Source organism: Pseudomonadota bacterium (assembly GCA_018817425.1).
Lineage (GTDB): Bacteria > Desulfobacterota > Desulfobacteria > Desulfobacterales > RPRI01 > RPRI01.
Genome location: JAHITX010000111.1, coordinates 81,547 through 106,041 on the forward strand (window position 1 = coordinate 81,547; position 24,495 = coordinate 106,041).

Annotated in this window: 19 protein-coding genes, 1 tRNA gene and 1 pseudogene; 10 read left to right on the forward strand and 11 right to left on the reverse strand. The window is 39.5% G+C overall.

The features are described 5' to 3' along the window. Positions 1–125 precede the first annotated feature (125 nt). Positions 126–563 (forward strand): amino acid-binding protein, encoded by a 438-nt coding sequence (locus KKC46_18955; GenBank protein MBU1055884.1) that lies wholly within the window; start codon positions 126–128, stop codon positions 561–563. A gap of 8 nt (positions 564–571) precedes the next feature. Here KKC46_18955 and nspC read toward each other — a convergent pair whose 3' ends face one another. Together nspC and KKC46_18965 are read right to left on the reverse strand one after the other, a co-directional pair. Then, on the reverse strand, positions 572–1,711 hold the full coding sequence (gene nspC / locus KKC46_18960) for a carboxynorspermidine decarboxylase (protein ID MBU1055885.1): 1,140 nt from the start codon (positions 1,709–1,711) through the stop codon (positions 572–574). After that, a complete protein-coding gene (locus tag KKC46_18965) occupies positions 1,698–2,885 on the reverse strand; it encodes a saccharopine dehydrogenase family protein (GenBank protein ID MBU1055886.1) in 1,188 nt (395 codons plus the stop codon). Before KKC46_18965 ends, nspC begins: the two co-directional genes overlap by 14 nt. Before the next feature lie 499 nt (positions 2,886–3,384). On the opposite strand from KKC46_18965, the gene KKC46_18970 reads away from it, so the two are divergent. After that, positions 3,385–5,865, forward strand: a complete 2,481-nt coding sequence (locus tag KKC46_18970; GenBank protein ID MBU1055887.1) for a glycogen/starch/alpha-glucan phosphorylase — start codon at positions 3,385–3,387, stop codon at positions 5,863–5,865. Positions 5,866–6,074: 209 nt separating this feature from the next. On the opposite strand, the gene KKC46_18975 is transcribed toward KKC46_18970, so the two are convergent. Next, on the reverse strand, positions 6,075–7,295 hold the full coding sequence (locus KKC46_18975; protein MBU1055888.1) for an MFS transporter: 1,221 nt from the start codon (positions 7,293–7,295) through the stop codon (positions 6,075–6,077). 286 nt (positions 7,296–7,581) lie between these two features. On the opposite strand from KKC46_18975, the gene KKC46_18980 reads away from it, so the two are divergent. The 4 genes from KKC46_18980 (at position 7,582) to KKC46_18995 (ending at position 12,619) form a co-directional block, all read left to right on the forward strand. Beyond that, complete coding sequence (locus tag KKC46_18980) at positions 7,582–8,094, forward strand: DUF3795 domain-containing protein (GenBank protein ID MBU1055889.1); 513 nt, start codon at positions 7,582–7,584, stop codon at positions 8,092–8,094. A gap of 37 nt (positions 8,095–8,131) precedes the next feature. Next, positions 8,132–9,730, forward strand: a complete 1,599-nt coding sequence (locus KKC46_18985; GenBank protein ID MBU1055890.1) for a PilT/PilU family type 4a pilus ATPase — start codon at positions 8,132–8,134, stop codon at positions 9,728–9,730. Positions 9,731–9,780: 50 nt separating this feature from the next. Further along, the gene (locus tag KKC46_18990) at positions 9,781–9,996 is read left to right on the forward strand and encodes a hypothetical protein (GenBank protein ID MBU1055891.1); all 216 of its coding nucleotides are present in this window, start codon (positions 9,781–9,783) and stop codon (positions 9,994–9,996) included. 136 nt (positions 9,997–10,132) lie between these two features. Beyond that, entirely contained in the window at positions 10,133–12,619 is a 2,487-nt protein-coding gene (locus KKC46_18995; protein MBU1055892.1) for a glycogen/starch/alpha-glucan phosphorylase, read from the forward strand. Positions 12,620–12,744: 125 nt separating this feature from the next. Here the strand turns inward: KKC46_18995 and KKC46_19000 are convergent, their stop codons facing one another. After that, positions 12,745–13,176 carry a DUF1566 domain-containing protein gene (locus KKC46_19000; protein MBU1055893.1) on the reverse strand — a complete coding sequence of 144 codons (432 nt, stop codon included), beginning with the start codon at positions 13,174–13,176 and terminating at the stop codon, positions 12,745–12,747. Between the two features lie 353 nt (positions 13,177–13,529). Here KKC46_19000 and KKC46_19005 point away from each other — a divergent pair. Beyond that, positions 13,530–14,582, forward strand: a pseudogene (locus tag KKC46_19005) (efflux RND transporter permease subunit). Between the two features lie 223 nt (positions 14,583–14,805). Here KKC46_19005 and KKC46_19010 read toward each other — a convergent pair. Both KKC46_19010 and KKC46_19015 read right to left on the reverse strand, forming a co-directional pair. Beyond that, positions 14,806–15,219 (reverse strand): acyl-CoA thioesterase, encoded by a 414-nt coding sequence (locus tag KKC46_19010; protein ID MBU1055894.1) that lies wholly within the window; start codon positions 15,217–15,219, stop codon positions 14,806–14,808. 158 nt (positions 15,220–15,377) lie between these two features. Beyond that, positions 15,378–18,410: a response regulator gene (locus KKC46_19015; GenBank protein MBU1055895.1), complete on the reverse strand. Its 3,033-nt coding sequence runs from the start codon at positions 18,408–18,410 to the stop codon at positions 15,378–15,380. Between the two features lie 314 nt (positions 18,411–18,724). Here KKC46_19015 and hflX point away from each other — a divergent pair, with 314 nt between their 5' ends. From hflX to KKC46_19030, 3 genes are all read left to right on the forward strand, one after another. Continuing rightward, positions 18,725–20,356: a GTPase HflX gene (gene hflX, locus KKC46_19020; protein ID MBU1055896.1), complete on the forward strand. Its 1,632-nt coding sequence runs from the start codon at positions 18,725–18,727 to the stop codon at positions 20,354–20,356. 139 nt (positions 20,357–20,495) lie between these two features. Continuing rightward, positions 20,496–21,278 (forward strand): inositol monophosphatase, encoded by a 783-nt coding sequence (locus KKC46_19025; protein MBU1055897.1) that lies wholly within the window; start codon positions 20,496–20,498, stop codon positions 21,276–21,278. A 3-nt stretch (positions 21,279–21,281) separates the two neighbouring features. Beyond that, positions 21,282–21,482 carry a hypothetical protein gene (locus KKC46_19030; protein ID MBU1055898.1) on the forward strand — a complete coding sequence of 67 codons (201 nt, stop codon included), beginning with the start codon at positions 21,282–21,284 and terminating at the stop codon, positions 21,480–21,482. A gap of 188 nt (positions 21,483–21,670) precedes the next feature. On the opposite strand, the gene KKC46_19035 is transcribed toward KKC46_19030, so the two are convergent. The 5 genes from KKC46_19035 to KKC46_19055 all read right to left on the reverse strand — a co-directional run bounded on the left by KKC46_19035 (position 21,671) and on the right by KKC46_19055 (position 24,374). Next, a complete protein-coding gene (locus KKC46_19035) occupies positions 21,671–21,817 on the reverse strand; it encodes a hypothetical protein (GenBank protein ID MBU1055899.1) in 147 nt (48 codons plus the stop codon). After that, entirely contained in the window at positions 21,798–22,316 is a 519-nt protein-coding gene (locus KKC46_19040) for a hypothetical protein (protein MBU1055900.1), read from the reverse strand. The genes KKC46_19035 and KKC46_19040 overlap by 20 nt, the downstream gene beginning before the upstream one ends. Before the next feature lie 6 nt (positions 22,317–22,322). After that, the gene (locus KKC46_19045; GenBank protein MBU1055901.1) at positions 22,323–23,378 is read right to left on the reverse strand and encodes a UDP-glucuronosyltransferase; all 1,056 of its coding nucleotides are present in this window, start codon (positions 23,376–23,378) and stop codon (positions 22,323–22,325) included. A gap of 96 nt (positions 23,379–23,474) precedes the next feature. Beyond that, positions 23,475–24,002 carry a hypothetical protein gene (locus tag KKC46_19050; protein MBU1055902.1) on the reverse strand — a complete coding sequence of 176 codons (528 nt, stop codon included), beginning with the start codon at positions 24,000–24,002 and terminating at the stop codon, positions 23,475–23,477. Between the two features lie 274 nt (positions 24,003–24,276). Beyond that, positions 24,277–24,374: transfer RNA gene (locus KKC46_19055), tRNA-Sec, on the reverse strand. Positions 24,375–24,495: the final 121 nt, after the last annotated feature.

Genomic DNA, 24,495 nt, shown 5'->3' on the forward strand with positions numbered 1-24,495 from the left:
GGTCTTTTAAACAAAATTATTATAGTATAAAAAGGAATAAAGGGGTTTTTGTATATTTATGTTTTTATCTCCCGTTTAAATATCAATTATTTTATCTTTTTCACAAAGCTTAACAGGAGGTTCAATTGAAGTTAAAACAGATAGCAGTAAATATCGAAAATTCGCCAGGTCGTTTTTTTGAGGTAATCCAAATATTAGGCAATGCCGGAATAAACTTAAGGGCCCATAACCTTGTTGATACCGGAGAATGTGGAATCCTGCGACTTATCGTTTCCGATCTTGCCAAAGCAAGACGTATACTTATGGAAAAGCAACTGCCTGCAATAGTCGAAAATGTGGTCGCCGCAGAAATTGAAGACAAGCCGGGACAGCTTGCAGCATTACTTGAACCTTTGCAAAATGCAAAAGTACGAGTAATTTACATGTATACCTATATTGGTTTTTGCTCAGGCAAAACTGTCATGATTTTTCGTTTCAGTGATAATGATAAAGCAATTGAAGTTTTACAGGAAAACGGAATAAAGTTAATTGATGCAAAAGCTCTTGGAATTGATACGACATGAAGTTTTTTTTAGGAAAGTCTGTATTTATAATCTTCATATCCGAATTTTCTAACTATCTTTATATCTCCTGATTCTTTTCTTATAGCAATGGATGGCAGGCGAATGCCATTGAATGTGTTGTTTTTAACCATTGTATAATGAGCCATATCTTCAAACACGATCCGCGAACCCACTTCAAGCGGTTTGGGAAAAGAATAATCTCCTACAATATCTCCAGCAAGACATGTTGCGCCGCCAAGTCTGTATAAGTGTTTATATTCTCCGGAAAGGCCCGCTCCCCTTATATTCGGTCTGTATGGCATTTCCAAAACATCAGGCATATGCGTCGCAGCCGAAGCATCAAGTATTGCGATGTCCATTTCATTATGAATAATATCAATAACTGACGCTTCAAGAACACCGGCATTAAGCGCTATCGCTTCTCCGGGCTCAAGATAGACTTCTATCGGATAACGTTTCTTAAAATCATTTATCAGGTTGCACAATAGATTTATATCATAATCTTTTCTGGTAATATGATGCCCGCCTCCAAAGTTTATCCATTTTAACCTGTTGAAAAACATTCCAAACTTTTCTTCTGCTACTTTCAATGTTCTTAAAAGAGAATCCGAATTCAGTTCACACAGATTGTGGAAATGAAGGCCCGTAATGCCGTCCAGCTCATTTTCATCAAAATTATTTCTTGTTGTACCCAGCCTGGAAAATTGTCCGCAGGGATCGTAAATAGATACTTTGACCTCGGAATGTTCCGGGTTAATTCTTATGCCGCACATAATCTTTTTTTTGCTTGCAGCAATAGCTTTTTTAAAGCGTTTCCACTGCGAAAATGAGTTGAAAACAATATGGTCTGCGTAGTTTAATATTTCGTAAAATTCATCATAACTGTAAGCCGGAGAACAAACATGAACTTCTTTGCCGAATTCTTCATATCCCAATCTTGCTTCATCTACAGAGCTTGCAGTAACTCCATAAAGATATTGCTTTATCAGCGGAAAAACGGCAAACATGGCAAAACCTTTAAGCGCCATTATAATTTTACACCCGGTTTGTTTTTGCACCAAATCAAGAATTTCCAGATTTCGCAAAAGAGCTTCTTCTTCAAGAATATAGCAAGGTGTTGATATATGTTTTGTTTTACTTTGATTCATCTATAAATCTTTCAACCCACGGCAGGCCATGCACTCCAAGCTTTTCCATAAAAGGAGAAGGGTCAAATTCCTCTACATTAAACACTCCTTTGCCTTTCCATTTGCCGGTTAACATCATCATTGCCCCTATCATGGTTGGAACTCCGGTTGTGTAAGATATTGCCTGCGCTTTTATTTCTTTGTAGCATTTCGCATGATCACAGATGTTATAAATATAATACTTTCTTTTTTTACCGTCTTTTATTCCTTCAATCATGCATCCTATGCAGGTTTTACCTTTATAGTTTTCGGCTAGAGATGTGGGCTCGGGAAGAAGAGCTTTTAAAAATTTTAACGGTACAATCTGAAACCCCTCAAATTCTACCGGATCTATTCTTGTCATCCCGACATTTTCAAGTACTCTGAGATGTGTCAGATATTCCTGCGAAAAAGTCATCCAGAATCTGATACGTTTTATGCTTGGTATATTTTTAATAAGAGACTCAAGTTCTTCATGGTACATAAGATACATCTCTTTAGGACCAATTTCGGGAAAATCAAATGATTTATGCAGAGAAAGAGGATCAGTTTCAACCCACTTACCGTTTTCATAGTACTTGCCTCTTGCCGATACTTCTCTTATGTTTATTTCAGGATTAAAATTGGTGGCAAAAGGATGCCCGTGATCCCCGGCATTACAGTCCATTATGTCAATATAATTGATTTCATCAAAATGGTTTTTTGCTGCATGGGCGCAAAATATATTTGTTACTCCCGGATCAAATCCACATCCAAGAAGAGCCATTATTCCTTTTTCCTTAAATCTTTCATGATAATCCCACTGCCATTTATAGCAAAACTTTGCTTCATCAGGCGGTTCATAATTTGCAGTATCCAGGTAGTCAACACCTGTTTCAAGACATGCATCCATTATAGTCAAGTCCTGATAAGGAAGGGCCGTATTAATAACAAGATCCGGAGATACTTTTTTGATGAGTTCAATCAGCTCCGGCGTATTGTCAGCATCAACCTTTGCTGTTTCTACAGGCACTGAAATCTGGTTTTTAATTTTTTCACATTTTTCAATTGTCCTGCTTGCAAGGACTATTTTCGAAAAAACATCCGGAACCTGGGCACATTTATGAGTTACAACACCTCCCACTCCACCTGCACCAATTATAAGAACTTTGCTCATCTATATATCCTCCAATCTCATATGATAAATATTATAGACTCTCTGGTAGCATAATGCCGATTAAAAATCAAAGCTCATTCGTAAAGATAATTAAATTGGATTGTTCTTGCATGTCAGCATTATACGGATTATTATATCAGTAATAATTGCACACTCGCAGGAAGTTCGATAAAAGGCTTATGATAATTTAGCACCGGATTAGGGTTAGGTTGAATTTGCCTGATCTTCTATTATTTAAAATAATATGGCATATCAACTGCCTCCCTATTTTATGTCAATTAAATGACATATATTTTCAATAATTTATATTCAAAACAGTGACTGCGGATATTGGAATTAATAAATACTATTAAATTAAGCAGATTAGCCACTATTATAATTTGGCCCGCTTTTTGCTGCTTTATTTGTTATACACAACCTTCTATAAAAACCTGACCTTTTTGTGAAGGCATCAGGATTGATTTTGTTAACATGATTGCTTTGAAAAAAGAGGAAAACCATGAAAAAGAGTACACTGTTTCATAAATGGGGCACTTTTAATAAAGGAACAGACTGGAAAAGCATACAGATATCTTTTGCGAACCATCTTGAATATTCTCTTTCTAAAGATCAATATACCGCAACCGATCGCGATCTATATCTTTCTCTGGCACTTTCTGCCAGAGACCGTCTTATTGAGCGCTGGATACGTACTCAGCAGCTTTATTATAATCATGATGTTAAAAGAGTATATTATCTTTCAGCCGAATATCTTATGGGTCGCCTGCTTGTTAATAACCTGATTAATCTGGAAATTTATAAAGAATCAAAAAAAGCCATGGATGAACTCAATATTGAGATGGAAGAGCTTGTAGAAAATGAGCCGGATATGGGCCTGGGAAACGGCGGTCTTGGAAGGCTTGCTTCCTGTTTTCTTGATTCAATGGCAACCCTTGAAATCCCTGCATATGGCTACGGCATAAGATATGAGTTTGGTATTTTCGATCAGGCTATAAGAAATCTTGGCCAGGTCGAGCGTCCTGAAAATTGGCTCAAATATACAAATCCCTGGGAAATCGCCAGACCTGAATACAGCTTTACGGTTAAATTCTACGGTAAGATAAAACAAATTATCCTGCCTGACGGAAAACTTAAAACTGAATGGATTGATACTAACGATTTAATTGGTATTGCCTATGATACTCCGATATCCGGTTATGCCAATAATACTGTAAATACCTTAAGGCTCTGGTCGGCAAGAGCCTCAAAAGAATTTGATCTTCAATATTTTCAGCATGGCAATTACCTCAAAGCGGTTGAAGAAAAAAATATCTCCGAAAATATCTCAAAAGTACTTTATCCAAATGATGAGTTGTTTGCCGGAAGAGAGTTGAGACTTAAACAGGAATACTTTTTCGTTTCCTGCTCAATTCAGGATATAATCAGGAGGTATCTGGTAAATCATGATTCTTTTGATGAATTTCCCGAAAAAGTAGCTATACAGATGAACGACACCCACCCTGCCCTTGCGATCCCCGAACTTATGCGCCTTTTTCTCGATCAACACGGCCTTGACTGGGAAACCGCATGGGATATTACCGAAAAGTCATGCGCCTATACTAACCATACACTTCTTTCGGAAGCTCTTGAGAAATGGCCGGTAACCATGTTTGAATCACTTCTTCCCCGGCACCTGCAAATAATATATGAAATAAACCGTCGGTTTTTAAGAGACGTATCTGTTCGTTATCTGGGTGATGAAAATAAATTGCAAAGAATGTCCATTGTTGGAGAAGATTCTGAAAAGAGAATCCGTATGGCTCACCTTGCAATCGTAGGCTCGCACTCTGTAAACGGAGTAGCTGCACTTCACAGCAAACTGCTGAAGGAAAGTAAATTAAAAGATTTTGATATAATGTATCCGGGTAAGTTCAATAACAAAACAAATGGAATTACTCCCCGAAGATGGCTGCTTGCCTCAAACCCTAAATTATCCGAACTTATTACTTTAAGAATAGGAAACGAATGGGCGAAAGATCTTGAGCAACTTAGAAAAATTGAGCCCTTTACAGAAGACCCCGATTTTATAAAAGAATTAAAAGCTGTAAAGCTTTACAATAAAAAACGGCTTGCAAAAATCATAAAAAACCAAACCGGTATCATAGCTAGTCCCAATTCTATTTTTGATATCCAGGTGAAACGAATTCATGAATACAAAAGACAGCTCTTAAATGTTATTCATATAATCTACTGCTGGTTAAAACTCAAAGAGAATGCGGATTTTTCGATGCATCCCCGAACGTTTATATTTGGCGGCAAAGCTGCTCCCGGATATATAACGGCAAAAACTATTATCCGGCTTATTTGCCATGTTGCCGAAATGGTAAATCGTGACACATCAACAAATAATATTATAAAAGTAGTATTTATTCCAAACTATCGGGTCTCACTGGCCGAAAAGATCTTTCCTGCAGCCGATGTCTCTCAGCAGATTTCAACTGCCGGACTGGAAGCTTCGGGCACTTCCAATATGAAATTTGCTTTAAATGGGGCACTCACTGTAGGTACTCTTGACGGAGCAAACATAGAAATCATGGAAGAAGTCGGCAGGGAAAATATATTTATATTCGGCTTAACTGCGGATGAAGTAGCCGACAATCGTCAAAGCTATAATCCTCGCGAATACTATGAGAAAGATCCTCTTCTTGTTAAAACGATAGAACTTATCCGTAATGGTTTCTTCAGCCCTGAAGAGCCTGATATATTCCATGATCTTGTCAATTTGCTGCTTAATGATGACAAATATTTCATTCTTGCCGATTTCGAGGCGTATTTTAATTGCCAGAGGGCAGTTGATTCCCTGTACAGAGATCAGGACGCATGGAGCAAAAAAGCAATATTAAATATTGCAAGAATTGGCAAGTTTTCATCCGACAGGACTATTATGGAATATAATCGTGATATATGGCATACTGAGCCATGGCCTGTGCTTAAAGAATAAACATAACTACTCAGGTTCTTGAGTTCCAGGTTCACAGTTCAAGTTCAGAAAGCGATGAGAATCGCACGTTTTGATGACATTGAGGCTTGGCAACCGGCTTGTGAATTGACTCAAAAAGTTTACCCACCTGAGCGGTCTTTGTATATGAAGGGCTCAAGGCAATCAACTGTGAACCGTGAACTTTGAACTTAACAACCTGAGTAGATACCTTAATGCTTCCTTCGATAGGCAAGCAACCCTGACAAAGCAATCGTAGCGAAAGCTCCTCCTGCCCAAAATGTAGCCGGCGCACCGAATGCATTCCAAAGTGTACCTGCAACCACACTGGCAAGCAGAAGCGAACTACCTCCGACAAGATTAAAAATCCCAAAAGCAGTGCCGCGAAGTTCAGCAGGAGCAGTATCAGCCACAAGTTTAGTGAATAATCCTTGCGTAAGTCCCATATGCAGTCCCCAAAGTGCTGCTCCTATAAATGCTGTTAACGGTGATTTTGCTGCGGCCAATACTAAATCAGCGGCAATTAGCATAGCAAGCCCTATGATAAGTATTTTCTTCTGACTAAGCCGATCGGCGGCAACTCCGGCAGGATAGGCAGTTGCCGTATAAACGATATTCATTACAATCATAACAAGCGGCACGTAGCCTATGTTCAGCCCTACATCCTGGGCACGAAGTATCAGAAATGCTTCGCTGAAGCGAGCCAGAGTAAATACAGCACCGAGTAGCACGACGTGCCAATAACGAAGCGGTAAACGCTTTGCATCGGTTAAGGTCAAAGTATTTCGTACACCCGAATTTTTCTTTGTGCTCTCCGGATCATGAACGCCAAAGATAAGCAACGCTACAGCGATAAACGCAGGGACAACTGCAATCCACAGCACCATTCTGATATCGTTTGCAAGCCATGCCATAAATGCAAGTGCTATCAGCGGGCCTATAAATGCGCCAACGGAATCCAGCGACTGGCGGAAACCATATGCCGCACCACGCAGCTCGATAGGTGCTATATCCGCCACCAGAGCGTCTCTTGGGGCACCACGAATGCCCTTGCCGATCCGGTCTGTGAAGCGTGCTGCAAATACCCAATTAATACTGATTGCCAGCGGAAAGACCGGCTTAGTGACAGCCGCCAATCCGTATCCAATAACAGCGAGCAACTTGCGTTTTCCAAGATAGTCACTGATTGCTCCGGAAAATACTTTTGTTATAGAGGCGGCGGCCTCGCCTATTCCTTCAATGATACCAATGGTTATCATGGAAGCTCCAAGGACAGTGGACATAAATACCGGCAGCAGACTGTGAATAAGTTCGGAAGAGATATCCATGAACATTGATACAAAACCCAGCGCCCAGATGCCAGCAGGCAAAGCTTTGAATGCTCCCAAGCCGGTTGGAGAAGATCGGCTGCTATTTGTATGTAAAGTCTTCATGTATCATTGGATTATGTATATTGTAATATTCTACATTCTATGGCATATTGTAAAAATTCTTCATCAGTTCGGATTATAACTCCTTCAAAGTGCTGTCTTATGAGTTTTTTGTCAGTATAGCACATACTGTATTTCTTGCAAAAGAACTGTTCACCTCTTTAATTATTTTGCCTGAGTTTATAAATATAAAAAATAATAACTTTAAATTTTCAAAAATTCAGGTTATTCTGGTTTTAAAAATAATCTGCGCAACCACAACAAAAAACACTTGAGAAAGGAGCATGTTATGTCTAAAGAACATTTGGCAGCAAACTGCGGGCTTTACTGCGGTGCCTGCTCACTCTACCGGGCCAGACGTGACAAAAGCCCACAGTTTATTGATGAGATGATGCAAGTCATTAGAAATGAGTTGCCGGTGCCCGACAAGAAAATTAATATGGAGGAAATAGACTGCGATGGCTGTCGTGGTGGAGGCCAGCTAACATCCTATTGTATGGATTGTAAGATCCGCCTGTGTGTGGAAAAAAAATCAGATGCCGGCCATTGCACAGAATGCAAAGATTTCCCATGTTCTTTAATCACAGACTTTAATAATGATGGTATACCTCATCATGCTGAGGCAGTTAAAAATATGATTGATATGCGCCTGATTGGTATCGAAAACTGGACCATTGAACAGGAAAAACGCTGGCAATGTCATGCGTGTGGCACCGCAATCCATTGGTATTCCGGATCATGCCCAAAATGTGAAACATTGCAACCGACCCGCCTGCTCAAGCTGTCACAGGATGGTCGCTAAAGCAATCAAAAACCATAAAGGATCAGGGAATAAAGTAATGCCGGTCGAATCAAAGAGCAGAAGTACATCTCTAAATTTTCGGGGCCTTATTGGTGAAGAACTTATAAGCTCTGGGCTCATTACAAAAGAACAACTTAAAAAAGCTCTTGCCAGACGGTCTCAGGTTGACATGCCCATAGGCTCGCTTCTTATAAAGATGGGTTTTGTGTCAACTGATAATATGCTGATATTTCTGTCGAAAAAATTTGCCGTGCCCCATATTAACTTGTTTGGTATCAACATTGCCCACGAAATAATTAAGTTAATCCCACTAAACCAGATCAAACAATATAAAATTCTTCCCATATCCAAAGAAAGCAATATCCTTACCCTTGGCATGGTCAGCCCACATGATTTTGGGGTAGTCAGCGATCTGGAATTTACAATGGGAATCAAAATCAAACCCGTGGTGGTACCGTTTTTTATGATGGAGGCAGCATTAAACTTTTTATCTTCAAATTATGATAACGATGTCATTGGGAAGACAATCAAGGCTATAGCACTGCAAGATAAAAGTGAAGCCCATTCTTCTCCCAAAATCGAATCGCTTCTGGCCTATCTTGTCAAAACAAGGGCTACCGACATGCTGCTGACGGCAGGAGTTCCCCCGTCCATTAAAGTAAGCAATCAGGTCAAACGACTGTCGAGTGCTTCCTTAACCCCTGCTGATTGCGAATTATATGCCAAAGAACTTTTAAGTAACAATGCTTCCGGCTGGGTAAAATTCCAACAGACCAATGATTTGGATATAGCAGTAACATATCCGAATACAGGCCGGTTCAGAATAAATTTTTATAAACAAAGAAATTCCGTATCCATTAATATTCGTCGTCTGTACGACAACCTTCCCACAATGGAAGAACTCAACCTGCCTGAATGGATAAAAAATTATGCATTAAAACCTCATGGCCTGATCATCATATCCGGCCCGGCCGGCCATGGAAAATCAACGACCCTGTGCTCTATGATAGATATCATCAATACAAACCGGCAATGCAATATTATCACTTTGGAAGATCCTGTAGAATATCTGCACAAACACAAAAAAAGTAATGTCAACCAACGGGAAATCGGCAGAGATACCCAAAGTTTTGCCATAGGTTTGCGCTCTGTTTTCCGGCAATCCCCTGATGTGGTTGTCATTGGTGAATTACGTGATACGGAATCTTTCGAGATTGCTTTAAGAGCCGCAGGAACCGGCAGCCTTGTTCTAAGCACCATGAATGCCGCTAATTCCACAGCAGTATTTCGCATGATAGTAAACATGTTCCCGGAAAATCAGCAAAACCTGATTAGTATGTTATTGGCGGACACTCTGCTGCTTTCTTTAGCACAACGTCTGGTACTCAATAAAGACAAAAGCAAACAGCTTCTGGTTTTGGAACGCTTCTCAAATTCAAATCGGGTAGGAAACCTGATACGGGAAGGCAAACTGCATCAGATCCGCTCCCAGATGGAAACCGGATGTGAAGAATTTATGTCTATCGACATGTCCCTTGCAAAATTATATAAAGAAGGGAAAATCGATTTTGAGGAAGGGCTCATTTTTTCGTATAACAAACAACTCTATCAAGACATAAGCGGCGTAAAAATTTAATAAATCGGTAGAAAATCGTCACATTTATATTAACATGAGGAAATCTTATTATGGAAAATTTAAGACCAGACAGACGAGACCGCACTGATGTTGACCGAAGAAACAGCCTTGACCGCAGGCAGGCTTACGATGTTATAGCCACGGATATATTAGGTCAGGAGCGTCGAAGACCGGCCTTTGATAGAAGAAAAAATGGAGAACAGCGAAAAGGTTGGGTGAGAACAAATAAGTGGAGCAGTATTTTTGTTTCAGCTTATTTCGTCTGACTTTGTTTTTGAAATATATTGAGCTGATACCTATTGAGCCACTTTAATTGCATCTGAACCTGATAAATGTTTCCAATAGATCCGATTTACACCTCATTTAAACTGCCGCTTAATACAAATCATGTTGGAATCGTATATGAAACAGCTGAAAGGAACGGTCATGGACAATTTGACATGCATAGTAAGAACCGGCAGCGATGTGGCAGAAATCAAACAGTCTATTCTCGACAATCTTATTTGCATTCAGGGCCGCTTTGCACCCATTGCATCTAAAAATGACTACTATCTTGCTGTCGCCTATGCTATCCGCGACCGGATATTGGGGCAATGGGCGAAAACAGCACGTACCTACTATCAGAAAGCAAGCAGAACCGTTTGCTATCTCTCGGCAGAATTTCTTCTCGGACCATTACTGGAAAATAATATGATAAACCTCGGCATCTATGAAGAGGTGAAACAGGCCGTTTCTGAACTGGGGCTGGATTTACAGGAACTCATAGATCAGGAGGAAGAACCGGGCTTAGGAAACGGAGGACTTGGGCGGCTCGCCGCCTGCTATCTAGACTCACTTGCAACACTCAATATCCCGTCTATCGGTTATGGCATTCGTTATGAATTCGGCATCTTCACGCAGGAAATTCGGGACGGCTGGCAGGTGGAGGTTGCCGACCAGTGGCTGCACAAGGGAAATCCGTGGGAAGTGGCACGTCCGGAAATCATCTACGATATTCCCTTCGGCGGTTATACGGAAAGTTTTGATGAAGATTCCGGAAAGTACCATGTTGACTGGATACCCGGTCATAGTGTGCGCGGCGTTGCCTATGATACAATGATTACCGGTTATCGCTCGCATTCCGTTATAATGTTGCGCCTGTTTAAGGCGGAAGCAACCATGTCTTTTGATTTTGAATCTTTCAATATCGGTGATTACTATGGTGCAGTTCATGAAAAGATCGGATCGGAAAACCTGACCAAAGTACTCTACCCCAATGACGAGCCACTTGCAGGCAGGCAGCTGCGGCTGATGCAACAGTTCTTTTTCGTTTCCTGCGCCCTGCAGGACATGATCCGCATATACTTCCAGCGGGAAAAAACGATAGATAAATTTCATGAAAAATACACTATCCAACTTAACGACACACACCCTGCAATCGGCGTTGCGGAGTTAATGCGCCTTTTGGTCGATGTTTATGATATGCAATGGGACAATGCATGGGATATTACAAGAAGAACCTTCTGCTACACCAATCATACGCTGTTGTCAGAGGCACTGGAAAAATGGCCCGTACCGCTCTTTAAGATTATTCTCCCGCGTCACATGGAAATCATCTATGAAATCAACCGGCGTTTCTTAGATGATATTCGCAGAACCTATCCGGATGATGAAAACATGATCCGACGGCTTTCCATAATTGATGAAGGTGGAGAGCATTATGTACGAATGGCAAATCTGGCCTGTATCGGCAGCCATAAAATAAACGGCGTTGCACAAATGCATACCGAACTTTTACGCAAACTGGTTTTAAACGACTTTAATCATATCACTCCGGAAAAATTTACGAACGTAACAAACGGCGTTACGCCCCGCCGCTTTGTCCTTGCTTCCAACCCCAAGCTTGCTTTGCTGATATCAGAGTGCATAGGTGACGGATGGATAAAGGATCTATCCCAACTCAGGAAATTAGAAGCATGTACTAAAGACTCATCTTTTCTTGATCAATGGCGCACAATCAAACGCCAAAACAAGGCGCTCCTTTCTGAAATCATCAGAAATCGCACAGGCATTGTAACAAACCCGGATTCGCTCTTTGACATCCAGGCCAAAAGAATTCACGAATACAAAAGGCAGCATCTTAATGTACTGCACGTTACCACCCTTTATAACCGTATCATGAAAGGGCAGACGCAGGACATGCCGCCTCGCACAGTTATCTTCAGCGGTAAAGCCGCGCCCGGATATTTTATGGCAAAGCTGATTATTAAACTTATCCACTCCATTGCCGAGGTTATCAACAACGAAACTAAAGCAGCCGATCTGCTAAAGGTAGTCTTTCTTCCGAATTTCAACGTGAAAAATGCTTATCGCGTCTATCCGGCAGCCGATCTGTCCGAACAGATTTCAACTGCAGGCAAGGAGGCTTCCGGTACAGGAAATATGAAATTCTCCTTAAATGGAGCGCTAACGATAGGAACACTGGACGGTGCCAATGTAGAAATCCGTGAAGAAGTTGGGGCCGATAATTTCTTTCTTTTCGGCCTCACTGCAAATGAAGTGGTTCAGAAAAGAATAGAAGGCTATCGCCCGCAGGATGTGATCATGGTGAACAACGAGCTGCACGAGGCAATTGAACTGATTGACAGCGGCCTTTTCTCACACGGCGATCGTGACATGTTCAGACCACTCACAAAAACGCTCCGCGAGCATGATGAGTACATGCTATGTGCAGATTATCCACTGTATATCGCCTGTCAGGAACAGGTCGGTCAAACCTATCTAAAACAAGAAGACTGGCTTCGTATGAGCATGCTGAACGTAGCAAGGATGGGGAAATTTTCTTCAGACCGCGCAATCAGTGAATACTGCGATCATATCTGGCAAATAAAACCGGTGGTTATCGATTAAGCTTGATGAGCCGTGTATTCATCCAATAACCTGCGAATCATTTTCTGATACTGAGTATTATGTTTTTTCGCCTCTTTTTTAAAAAACTCTATACTACCTTTGCTTAGAGCAATCCAGTTTAGTTTTTAAACTTTCTCCTTATCCCTACCAATCCAATCAGCCCTAAAACCAAGGAGCCAGACTGCTCCGGGTATGGGAATGGCGGAGATATCACCGGTGCCGATAGAAGTGACATAAACTGGATGAACTGCAAACGCATCATGAACCCAGACCTTAATAAAGTCACCTTGGGCCCCACCTGTGAAATCAAAGCCCCAAGCCTGGAACGGATTGGAAGAACACTCCATACCAGACCAGTAATCAGATGCCTGCAAATTGCTGAATAGGCCTGTGTTTTGAAGACCCCAGCCAGGTTGAGAATATGTTCCATCAGTTGCACTATAGCCAATATTACCCAGTGACTCATAAAACAGATGTTCCATTTCGCTGGACGTTATGTTATAGCCAGCCAGGACCGATTCCATCATACTCAAAGATAAGGTTGTAGGTGTTTCCAAGATAATCGGCAGTCCCATGTATTGCTAAAGTTGCACCAGCTTTGACTGGCATAATCACTAAAAGCATCACTGTTAGCACCAATAACAGACTCAACTTCTTCATGTGCGAATTCCTTCTTTTTTGATTAATTGGTTATCTGAACTTTGATGGTCTCGTAAAAAAGTCTGGAAATTCCTGTTTCGTCATGCCGGACCCGATCCGGCATCCAGCATTTCAATAGGTTCTGGATACCGGCTTTCGCCGGTATGACGGTTTGGGGACTTTTTACTAATTCATCAACTTTAATTTCCACTTAAAATGGTATAAGAAACTGGTCGCCATAGCATCTGAACATCCCGATATCCATGCGTATATGTCAGCGGTTGGCTCAGGCGGGTACAGTGCTGCAAGTAATATAGGCCGGATCTTTTTTGCTTTAAAACCCCAAAGAGAGCGGGAAAAGAATGTAGATGAAATTATACGGGAACTAAGGCCCAAGCTAACTCATGTACCCGGTATCAAGATATTTTTACAAAATACTCCAACGATCCGGGTTGGTGATAAATTGACCAAGAGCCAGTATCAATTGACTCTGCAGAGTCCTGATACAGCCGAACTTTATAAGGCCGCAAAAACACTTGAAGCAAAAATGCAGGATTTGCCTGAACTCCGGGATGTAACCAGCGGTCTACAGTTAAACAATCCTCAGGTTAATATCCGTATAGACCGGGACAAGTCATCGGCTTTGGGAATAACTTCGCGGCAGATAGAAGATACTCTTTACTATGCCTATGGTTCAAAACAGGTTTCGACTATTTATGCACCAAACAACCAGTATCAGGTCATACTTGAACTTGAACCCGAATATCAGATGGACCCGGCAGCTCTTTCACTGCTTTATGTAAGGACAAACTCCGATAAGTTGGTGCCGCTTAATACAATTTCAACTCTGACAAAAGATGTTGGTCCTCTATCAGTTAATCATCTTGGCCAGCTTCCTGCCGTTACCATTTCCTTTGACTTAAAAACAGGAATAGCACTTAGTGATGCCATTAATGCGGTTGAAGAACTTGCTCATGTCACTTAACCGCAAACCGTTACCAAAAGTTTTCAGGGTACCGCTCAGGCATTCCAGTCATCAACAAAAGGACTTTTTCCGCTTCTCATACTGGCCCTTCTTGTTAATTATGTAGTACTTGGAATTCTTTATGAAAGCTTTATACATCCTCTTACCATACTTTCAGGCCTTCCGGCAGCAGGATTAGGAGCAGGAGCAGAAGCACGGCGACCGCTTGGCCTTGCTGTTGTAAGAGGCCTTGTGGTTTCCCAGCTCCTTACACTTTATATAACGCCTGTGGTATTCTATTATATGGATAAATTAAAAGTTAAGGCAGGAAATTTGTTTAAACCGGCTACTATCGGCTAAATCCGATGGCTTGGAGCAAAGCGATCAAGGGGAATCTTTTCTTTATTACTTGCAAAACATAGAGCCACTTTCAAAACATTTCAGTTTGGTCAAGTTCAAGGCAGGGAAAAATTTTAACCGCAGGAATACATGGAGTATTTCGATGATTAAAATTTTCATCCAACGCAGAGATCGGCCAAAATGGGACGTTTTGAAACCGGCTCCATAGAATTGCTGTGTTTTATTAATAGTCAATACTTTCGAATTTTTTTATTTTATCTATAAATTCCTGCGGCAGTTTGACAACTTTCTTGTTATTAAATTCAAAACACATGTTATAGGTAAAACCAAAGGCACAAACTTGATCTGCTTTTGTAATCAGATAATCCATTATAAACATCTTTGATTTCAATTCGCTTACTTTACATCCTATGATAATATCATCTCCGAAAAACAGTTCCTTTTTGTATTTGCAATTTGCCTCGGATATGATCATCCCATAACCGCTTATATCAAATTCTGAAAAACCGAACTGATTTAGATAAGCGACTCTTGCTTGTTGGAAATATACAAAATGCATCTGGTAACCGACATGATTGCCATAATTCAGATCGTCTATACGTACTTTAAGAGGAATTAAAAATTTAAATTCTGTCATAGTAATAACCTTTTATTGGAGCCACTTTCAAAACGTTTCAGTTTGGTCAAGCTCAAGACGGGAGAAAATTTCAACCGCAGGAATACATTGAGTATTTCGAGGATTGAAATTTGAGCCCAACGCTGAGATCGGCCAAAATGGGGCGTTTTGAAACTGGCTCATTTGTTTAGTTCTTCTTTAACTGCACGGCCGATTTCATTAGCTGTATAAGGCTTTTTAACATATTTGCCGGCTCCTAGTTTTTGTACTTCTCTTATAACAACCGTATCTGTATAGCCGCTTACAATAATAGCTTTTTGTCTGGGATGGATTTTAAGAATCCGTTTATATGTTTCAAGTCCATCTATATTTGGTTCCATAATCATATCCAATATTACCAGATCAACTTTATTATGTTCAAGGTAAGCTACGGCACCCTCGCCGCTTGAAACGGAACTGGCGTCATATCCGAGTTTAGTCAGTATATCAACGGCAATTTCTCTTTGTATTTTAACATCATCTATGACCAGAATTGATTCATTATTACCTCTGAATTCGCAAATATTATAATCCATTTTTCTGTTTTCAATTACTTCACGGGTAGCCGGCAAATATATTTCAAAAGTAGCACCTTTTCCGATTGTACTTTTCACTTCAATATATCCTTTGTGATCTTTTACAGTTCCCCAGACAACCGCCATACCAAGGCCTGACCCGCTTCTGCCCATTTTTTTCTTAGTATAAAAAGGCTCAAAAATTCTTTCAAGATCTTCAGATGAAATACCGATGCCTGAATCCATTACTTTTAATACAACATAATCACCTTCCATTACCTCGTCATAACCTTTCAATGGTTTGTCAACATACTGGTTATGTGTTGATATTATAATCTCACCTCCGTTTGGCATGGCTTCGGCTGCATTATAAACCAGGTTCATAATCATTTTGGATAAATGTATCGGTGAACCTGTACAATTCAGCAGATTTTCGGATAAATTCGTTTTAAGTGTGATCAGATTATTTTGATATAACAATTCATTCTCAGGCGATGACAGGTAAGCATTAATAATATCATTTATATTAGTAAGTTCCATTACGGCAACCCCGCGTCTTGCCAGTGTAAGTAAATCCTGAACAACAGCAGCAGCTCTAAGGCCTGATTCCTGAATAGCCAGAATCGATGCCCTCAAAGGATTATCGTAAGGCATATCCATCAAGATCATTTCAGGATATCCTACAATTCCACCTAATATATTATTGAGATCATGGGCAACACCTCCTGCCAGCGTGCCAAGAGCCTCCATTTTCTCTGAGCGTTTTAAGCGTTCCATAAGTTTCTGCTTTTCTGCATGAGCCTCTTCCTGATCGGTAATATCAATAGCCATCTCGCAGCGAACCATTCGACCGTCTGGCCATTGGATAGCTTTATCTATGCACCTAAACCATCTATCCGCTACTTTATTTTTGAATTTCCAGATATGCGGCTCTCCAAACTTTTCTCCAAAAATGATATCATTGGTACAAAACGAACAGGGCAAATCCAGATTTTGCAAAACTTTATAGCATTTTTTACCGACAGGATCCGGCCAATATTTTTTAAAAGCTTCATTAGCATATAACATTTCATATGTATCAGGGTCGCATACATATATCGGTTCATCAATGCTGTCGAATACGGAAAGCAACTGCCTGCGTTCGGAATCCAGCTTTATTTCAACCTGTTCCAGTTTAATAATATCTTCTTTAAGCTTTTTATTTGCTTCGGTAAGTTCATTAGTCCGGTCTTTAACTATATTTTCCAGATGATTCCGATGTTCCCTGAGTTGTTCTTCGGCTTGTGTTGCAGCTGTTTTTGCCTGGTTTGCATTTTCAACTTCTTTTTCCAGGTTTTGATGCAGGGTCTTTAAGTCATTGACCATGGACTTAAATTGGCCGGATAGTGCATCCATTTCAATTACATTGCTTGGCTTAATTTTGGTTTCATAAATACCTGTGCCCAGACGTTGGATTGCATTTGATAAACCGCCCGTGGTTTCCGCTATTTTTCCGGACATGCGCCGGGTATTTCTCAACAGATATAAAAAGAATGCAATGTAAAAAAGCACCATGAAACCGGCTGCGGCATATCCAACATATTTTGATTGATGCTCCAATTTTGAAACCGGGCTTAATATTGTTTTTTTATCTGCAATTACTATGAGTTTCCAACCGGTTTCCGGGACAGTGTGTTGACAGAGCAAATAACTATCATCGTTTAAGATAATCTCTGCGGAACCTTTTGTTTGCTGTATTAATTTTGAAATTGATTCAGCAGCATGCGGGAGTACTGAGTTTAACAAATTAAATATTTGAGGCTTATGTGTGTCTTGTTGGACTTTACCCTTGTAAGTATATTTATGCAACTCGGCCAATCCGAATATTTTTTCCACTTCCGGCGGCATAGCCATGATTGTTCCCTTAGAATCAATCAAAAACGCATGGGTTCCCCAAGGCAGTTTCAGTTTTATCAGATTTTCGATAAAATTTGTTATGGTGATATCTATGCCAACAACTCCTTCTAAGAAATCAGCTCGATATATCGGAACAATGCAGGACATCATCCACCCCTTGCCCATAGGATCAAGATATGCCTCCGTCCAGACATTGCTGCGTCCCGGATTGTGTTTTTCATCGGCCAGATAGTAAAAGTTAAAATCAGGGATGTTCATTTTCGGAGGCAGTTGCTTAAAAACATCTTTAAAAAACGGGTAGTACCGGCTCATGGAATCGAAAGTATTAAGATAGACAGCCACAATATTTCTGTTTGCATGATATATACCTTTTAACAATGGATCAAGTGATTCACTTTGTAATGCCTTTTTTCTTTCTTTGTATTCGATGGGTCGTAGTGCAGAATAGTAGAGGCTGCAACCCCCGTTGTCTTCCGGTTTATAATATACACCGTTTGAAGCAAATCTGAATTCAGGAATTTGTTTTTGCAATGAAAATTGGTCGGGATGATTATAAAACCGTATTATTTCCGATTGCAATATCAATGATAAATCGGAAACGGTGCGCAATTGCTCGCTGGTAATCCGGGTTTGACTTTCCGTAATTTCCATAAGATGTGAAAGTCTATCATTGCTAAGAGTATATACCGATTTATCTATCAGATAAGAGTTCATGAAAAAATATAAAGCGAGCAGAGTAATTTCAATAATAAGAAGCGGCAATAGAGCTGCCTTAAAAAATTCGCGGGATATAAAATTTCTAAGAGATATTTTTTTATCGGCCATGATATTATATAAGATACATATACCAACATCTGTGGTAAGATTTTTTGGAGGCATGTTTATTATAGATTAGTTTTTATTGCAAGAACATATTAGGTTATGAAATATGTAACTATATATAATTCTGTGTGTTATGAATTTAGAGTCTATCAGGTATTAAACTACAAAAGTTGATTTTACAAAACAAAGACTTATTATTAACGAAAGATGTGGGCTTTTTGGCAACAATCACTTAAATTATTTAAACATATATAATGAAAAAACTTTTTGGTAACACCTCAGGCCTTAAGTCTGATCAAATAAGAAGGCTTGAAAAACTTTACCGCCGTCGCATACCCCCCGAATTTCTTATTACCCCGGAAGTTGCGCGTGAGCTTTGTCTTGTTTCAGCTGAAATACGCCGTCAGACAGGACTTCTAATTGACCGCCGGGGCAGGATAGATTTTGTAATTGTTGGAGATAATAAGCGCATTGTAATACCGGATTTAAGCGATTACAGAACTGCTTCACAAAGATTAATTGGGTTAAGGTGCATACACGTTCATATGAAAAATGAGGTTTTATCAAGAGATGATTTAACCGATCTCACCCTTTTAAGACTTGATATGATTGCTGCCCTTACATTGACAAAAGAGGGAGAGCCTTATGAAATACATATCGGGCATATACAGTCTGATAAAAACGGTTTTAACTATAATATTCTTCGACCTTTAAAACCAAACCGGCTTGATATAGGCTGTGTTGAATTAATTCATGAGATAGAAACCGGCCTTGCACAGTCAAAGCGATCCTCACCAACTACAGGGATAGCACAGGAAAGAGCAATTCTTGTGAGTGTTTCAACAGATTCTAAAGATAAAGCTGGAGAATCTATGGATGAATTGAAGGAGCTTGCCTCATCCGGTGGCATTGAAGTTCTTGAAAGTATAATACAGCAGCGCAGTAAAGCTGATCCGAGGTTTTTGATGGGACAAGGAAAGCTTGAAGATTTATATCTTCTTGCTCTTCAAAAAGATGCTTCCATTATAATTTTTGATCAGGAATTGAATCCATCTCAAATAAGATCTATAACCAATAAAATAGATATTAAAGTAATAGACAGAACCCAGTTGATCCTGGATATATTCGCGCAAAGAGCCATAACAAAAGAAGGAAAACTGCAAGTCGAGCTTGCCCAGCTAAAATACATGCTTCCGCGCCTTGTTACCAAAAACACTGCTATGTCCCGTTTAACCGGTGGTATTGGGGGAAGAGGTCCGGGAGAAACTAAGCTTGAGTTAAATCGCAGGCTGGTTCGCAATCGTATAGGCCAGGCTGAAAAAGATCTTGAACTGGTGATAAGGCATCGTCAGCAGCAAAGAGCAAAACGAAGCAAGAAAAATCTGCCTATTATTTCAATAATAGGATATACAAATGCCGGTAAGTCAACCCTGTTAAATACCCTTACAAAAAGCAGTGTTCTTGCTGAAAAAAGGCTTTTTGCAACTCTTGATCCTTCAAGCAGGCGTCTGAAATTTCCCCAGGATACAGAAGTTATAATAACCGATACTGTAGGTTTTATAAAAAATATCCCGAAAGACTTGCTTGTTGCTTTCCGGGCTACTCTTGAAGAATTAAACAGCGCGGATCTTCTACTTCATGTAATAGATATAAGCAACCCTCGTTTTGAGGACCAGATAGAGTCTGTTGAAAAAATACTGTCTGATCTGAACTTAAACAATATTCCTTCAATTAGAATATTTAATAAACAGGATCTTGTCGACAAAGATATGACAGAAAGACTTTGTCATGTATTTGACGCAATTGCTGTTTCAGCAAACAGAGAATCAACCCTTTTTAAACTTATAAATAAAATGGAACAGACGGTACAATCCGTTTACATATAAAAAGAAACATACCGCAGCACCTGATAATTTTATTTAATATTTAAGTATGTTATAAGATATTTAAATCTATATATAATTGCTGTGGATATATCAAAATGGGTTGACATAAGTTAACAAACAAATGTAAAAGATCATACACATGAATATTAGCCAGATAAAAAGAACCGGTATTGCAGCTGCATATAAAGGTGGCGCGATACTGAAAGCAAATTTTGGTAAAACCCCCAAAATCACAAAGAAAGGTGCTATAGATCTTGTTACGGAATCGGATATAGAATCCGAGAAAGTAATCATAGAAACCATCAAAAACAAATTTCCATCACATGCTGTTTTGGCGGAAGAAAGCGGACTTAAAAAAGGGGATGCAGAATGTTTGTGGATTATTGATCCTCTTGATGGAACTACAAATTTTGCTCATCATCTACCAATTTTTGCCGTTTCCATAGCCTTTGCCTTAAAAGGTGATATTGTTGCAGGAATAGTTTTTAACCCTGTAACAGGGGAGCTTTATACAGCAGCAAAAGGCGAAGGAGCATTTTTAAACGGTATCCCAATTCATGTCTCAACTACTGAAAAGCTTTCAGACAGTTTGCTTGTGACCGGATTTCCTTATAATTTTAAGGATATTATTGGTGATATAAAAACCCGGTTTTTTAATTGCCTCATGGCAACCCAGGGGGTCAGAAGGCTTGGATCGGCAGCTCTGGACTTATGTTATACAGCAGCAGGACGGTTTGAGGGATTCTTTGAGCAAGAACTAAAACCTTGGGATACGGCAGCTGGCTTAATTATTGCTAAAGAAGCAGGAGGGTCGGTTACCGATTTTTCAGGAAATTCGTTTGATATATATCAACCGGAAATTCTGGCAACAAATGGCAAAATACACGAAGAAATATTAAAGTTGCTTGAATTAAAAGGATAAAATATGAAAAAGGTTTGTAAAGAAAAAAAAATATTGGACAACCATATAGGATGCTTTGGTAATTTTTCAATCGATGACACTGTATGCAAAAAGTTTTGCGCTCTTAGCTTAAAATGCTATGTGGAACGAAACCAGAATGTGCGTATAGAGATTATTGAAGAACTTGTTTTTGGAGATAATAACTATACAGGTAAGATGCAATAGTTCGGTTACATAAATTCAGTTATGCCAAATTTTTGGACCTAATCTTTTGATTAGATTGCTGAAATATCCGCTGTATTGGTTTTTGAAATTTATATAAAAAGGTCTGTTGTTATATAGCGCTCACCTGTGCCGGGAAGTATTGCAACAATACGCTTACCTTTATTCTTTTTTGCATATTGAATTGTAGCCTATGCAGAGGCTCCCGAAGATATTTTGCAAAGAATCCCTTCTATTTCTGCAAGCTTTCTTGCAGTTTCAAAAGCATTGTCATTTGAAACAGTAATAAGTTCATCAATTCGTTTCTTAAAAGATTTATCAGTTTTGATTCTGATCACGCGAGCCTTTGCTCCAAGGTAATTTCGCGTAAGATAACCATAATAACACCGCTGCCACAATGGTAAACGTCCAGTAATCAACAGGTATATTCAAGAACCATTGCTTGTGCCACGGAATCTTATCCGGTGAAAAATTAGCAATCCCAAAGGCAGGATTCAGTATAAACCAGAGAAAATCCTCTATGATCCAGAAAAGCATAAGAGATGCTATGATTCTGGCTTCAATTTTTAATGACCAATTGAAATTGATAAATACTCCGAGATGAAATACCAGAAACATAAAGCTGAATACCCATGCATGATAGCCGGTCATCGGTCTTCCGCCCCAGAATATATCAAGCAGCCAGTGATTTTCAACCCTCCATGTTGGAAGGCTTGAAGCCCAGCCTGCCGGACCTTCAATTTGAATCTCTACTTGTGAGAAAAAAAATGCCGTAAGTATTACCCAAAAGAGTAGAAACGCCAGCTCTATCTTCCATGATTTTTGTTTTATTCCCATTGTTTCCTACTTTGTAGCCATAGCAATAATTTCATCAAGCTTTTTAAATGTTTCATTGTTGCCGTCTTGTTTATACTGATTGATATTGTGCTGAAAAATATCTACATCAAAAAGAAATGCTTTTATCGAATCAGAAGAAAATTCATTAAAATGTCTTCCATATCCGCACTTTTCAATATATGCCGCATTCACATATTGTTCAAATTGTCCTTTTATCGGAACACTGCAAACCGGTTTTTTTAAATAAACCGCTTCGCTTAGAAGGGAGAACCCGCCATTTGCAATTACCGCCTTTGCTGAAGAAAGATCTTCAATAAAATCATCCTCACTGAATTCTTTTAAAGTGACATTGTTGCAATGTTCACTTTTATTAAATCCATAAACGACAAAATTTGTTTTGGAAAGCTGGTTTAAAACCGGGATAACATTGTTTTGGCTTGCCGAAGTTTGATAAACAAGGATGTGTTCTCCTGGTTTACTATGTGTGTTAAGTATTTTATTTCTTAAAATAGGAGGAACAAGAGAAGTATTTTTTTTGATGGTTTGAGCATTGAAAAACGAAGTAATTAAATAATAGTTTGCATTGGGCACCTTTGCCTTAACAATATTTTTGGCAAAGCGATAGTTGCTTTTTTCCGATTTTGGGATAGCAAAGTCGAGTTCACAGCGGTTTAGTACCTGTATATTATCAATGCTGATTAACGGCGTTTTATTGAATTTGGCAAAGAAAAAGGCAAAAGAGTCAAAATCGGATATAACCAAATCCGGCTTGAACTCTTTATGGACCTCCCAATATTTATTGAAATTGGTAATCAGATCCTTCGGTCCGGTTTTTAAAAGCATTGATGCAGAATTATATTTTGAAACTTTTCCATTCTTATAGGCAAGGTGAAAACCCTTTATTTCAAAAACCCTGTCGGGAAAGCGATCTTTTAGAAACAGGTATGCCCTGTCGCTGGTTACTATCCTCACATCGTGGTGTTTTACCAGGTGCGATATGATAACATTACTACGAGTGGCATGCCCCATTCCCTCGCTTGGCAACCCGTACAATATTTTCAAGACCATCTCCTTTTCTGATAACAGGATTTTTAATAACTTCAATAAGGGCCCATATCACAAGAATTAGAAACAAAATGATTAAGCACCTCTGGTCTCTTAATTTTCAAGGTAGTGTATCAAGTCCTTATCACTCAGCATTTGTTTCAAACACTCAGCGAGGCTGTGCTCAACTGCAGTGCTAGTCCCAAAATGATAACTGTACTTTTGCATCCCAACATATTCTTTTTCCAAATCATCGCCTGTTCTAACCCTCAATGCCGTTGTAATTATGAAGTAGCCTTCCCCCATCTCAGACTTGGCATCATAAACCGACAGGGCCAATGTCTTACTAGCGCTATTATCAATCTCTATGTTCTGCTTTTCAAATATTTTCATTAGCGCACTAATAGACGATTCTGTAAATTTATACAAATCCCCATAAACAGTTACGCCGGTCATTTTTCCAATTGCGATTTCTCCTGACCTTGATGAGGAATTTATAAGCCCCACCGGTTGTTTAACATTTAGCTTTGAAACTGCATTATCTGGAAAGACAGGGGCTTTGGTGTTGGTTCTTATACTCCAGCATCCGGACAAAACCAGAAGAATTGTAATACATATTCCTATTTTTACAATTTGCTTCATTTTATTTTCTCCTAAATACAATTCCACATTATTCTACAATTTTATGTTCCTAATTCTAAACCCCCGGAGGATAGGTTGCTAAACTTTGGAGTAAACCACTTAAATAATAATTTTATCTTTGTCAATATTTCCTCATTAATAAAGTTTAGACACCACGACTCCCAATCAAAATAATGGCAATAATTTTCCTGGCATGATACACTCTTGAACATTTCTTGGGCAGGGAAAAAGGTAGGTATTTAAACAAATGATGCATTGTAATCATTAAATAAAATGGCGGAAGTGCATGGGAATCGAACCCACCCGGGACGGTATTAGCGCCCCACACCGGATTTGAAGTCCGGGAGCCCCACCAGTGAACTGCGCACTTCCAATTAATTGTTGGCATATAATAGTAGTCCCCGTATATTTGTCAATCATTTTATATCATGACAATTGTTTATAAAGGCATTATGCTATAAATAAATATAACAGACTATTGTAAACCGGATGC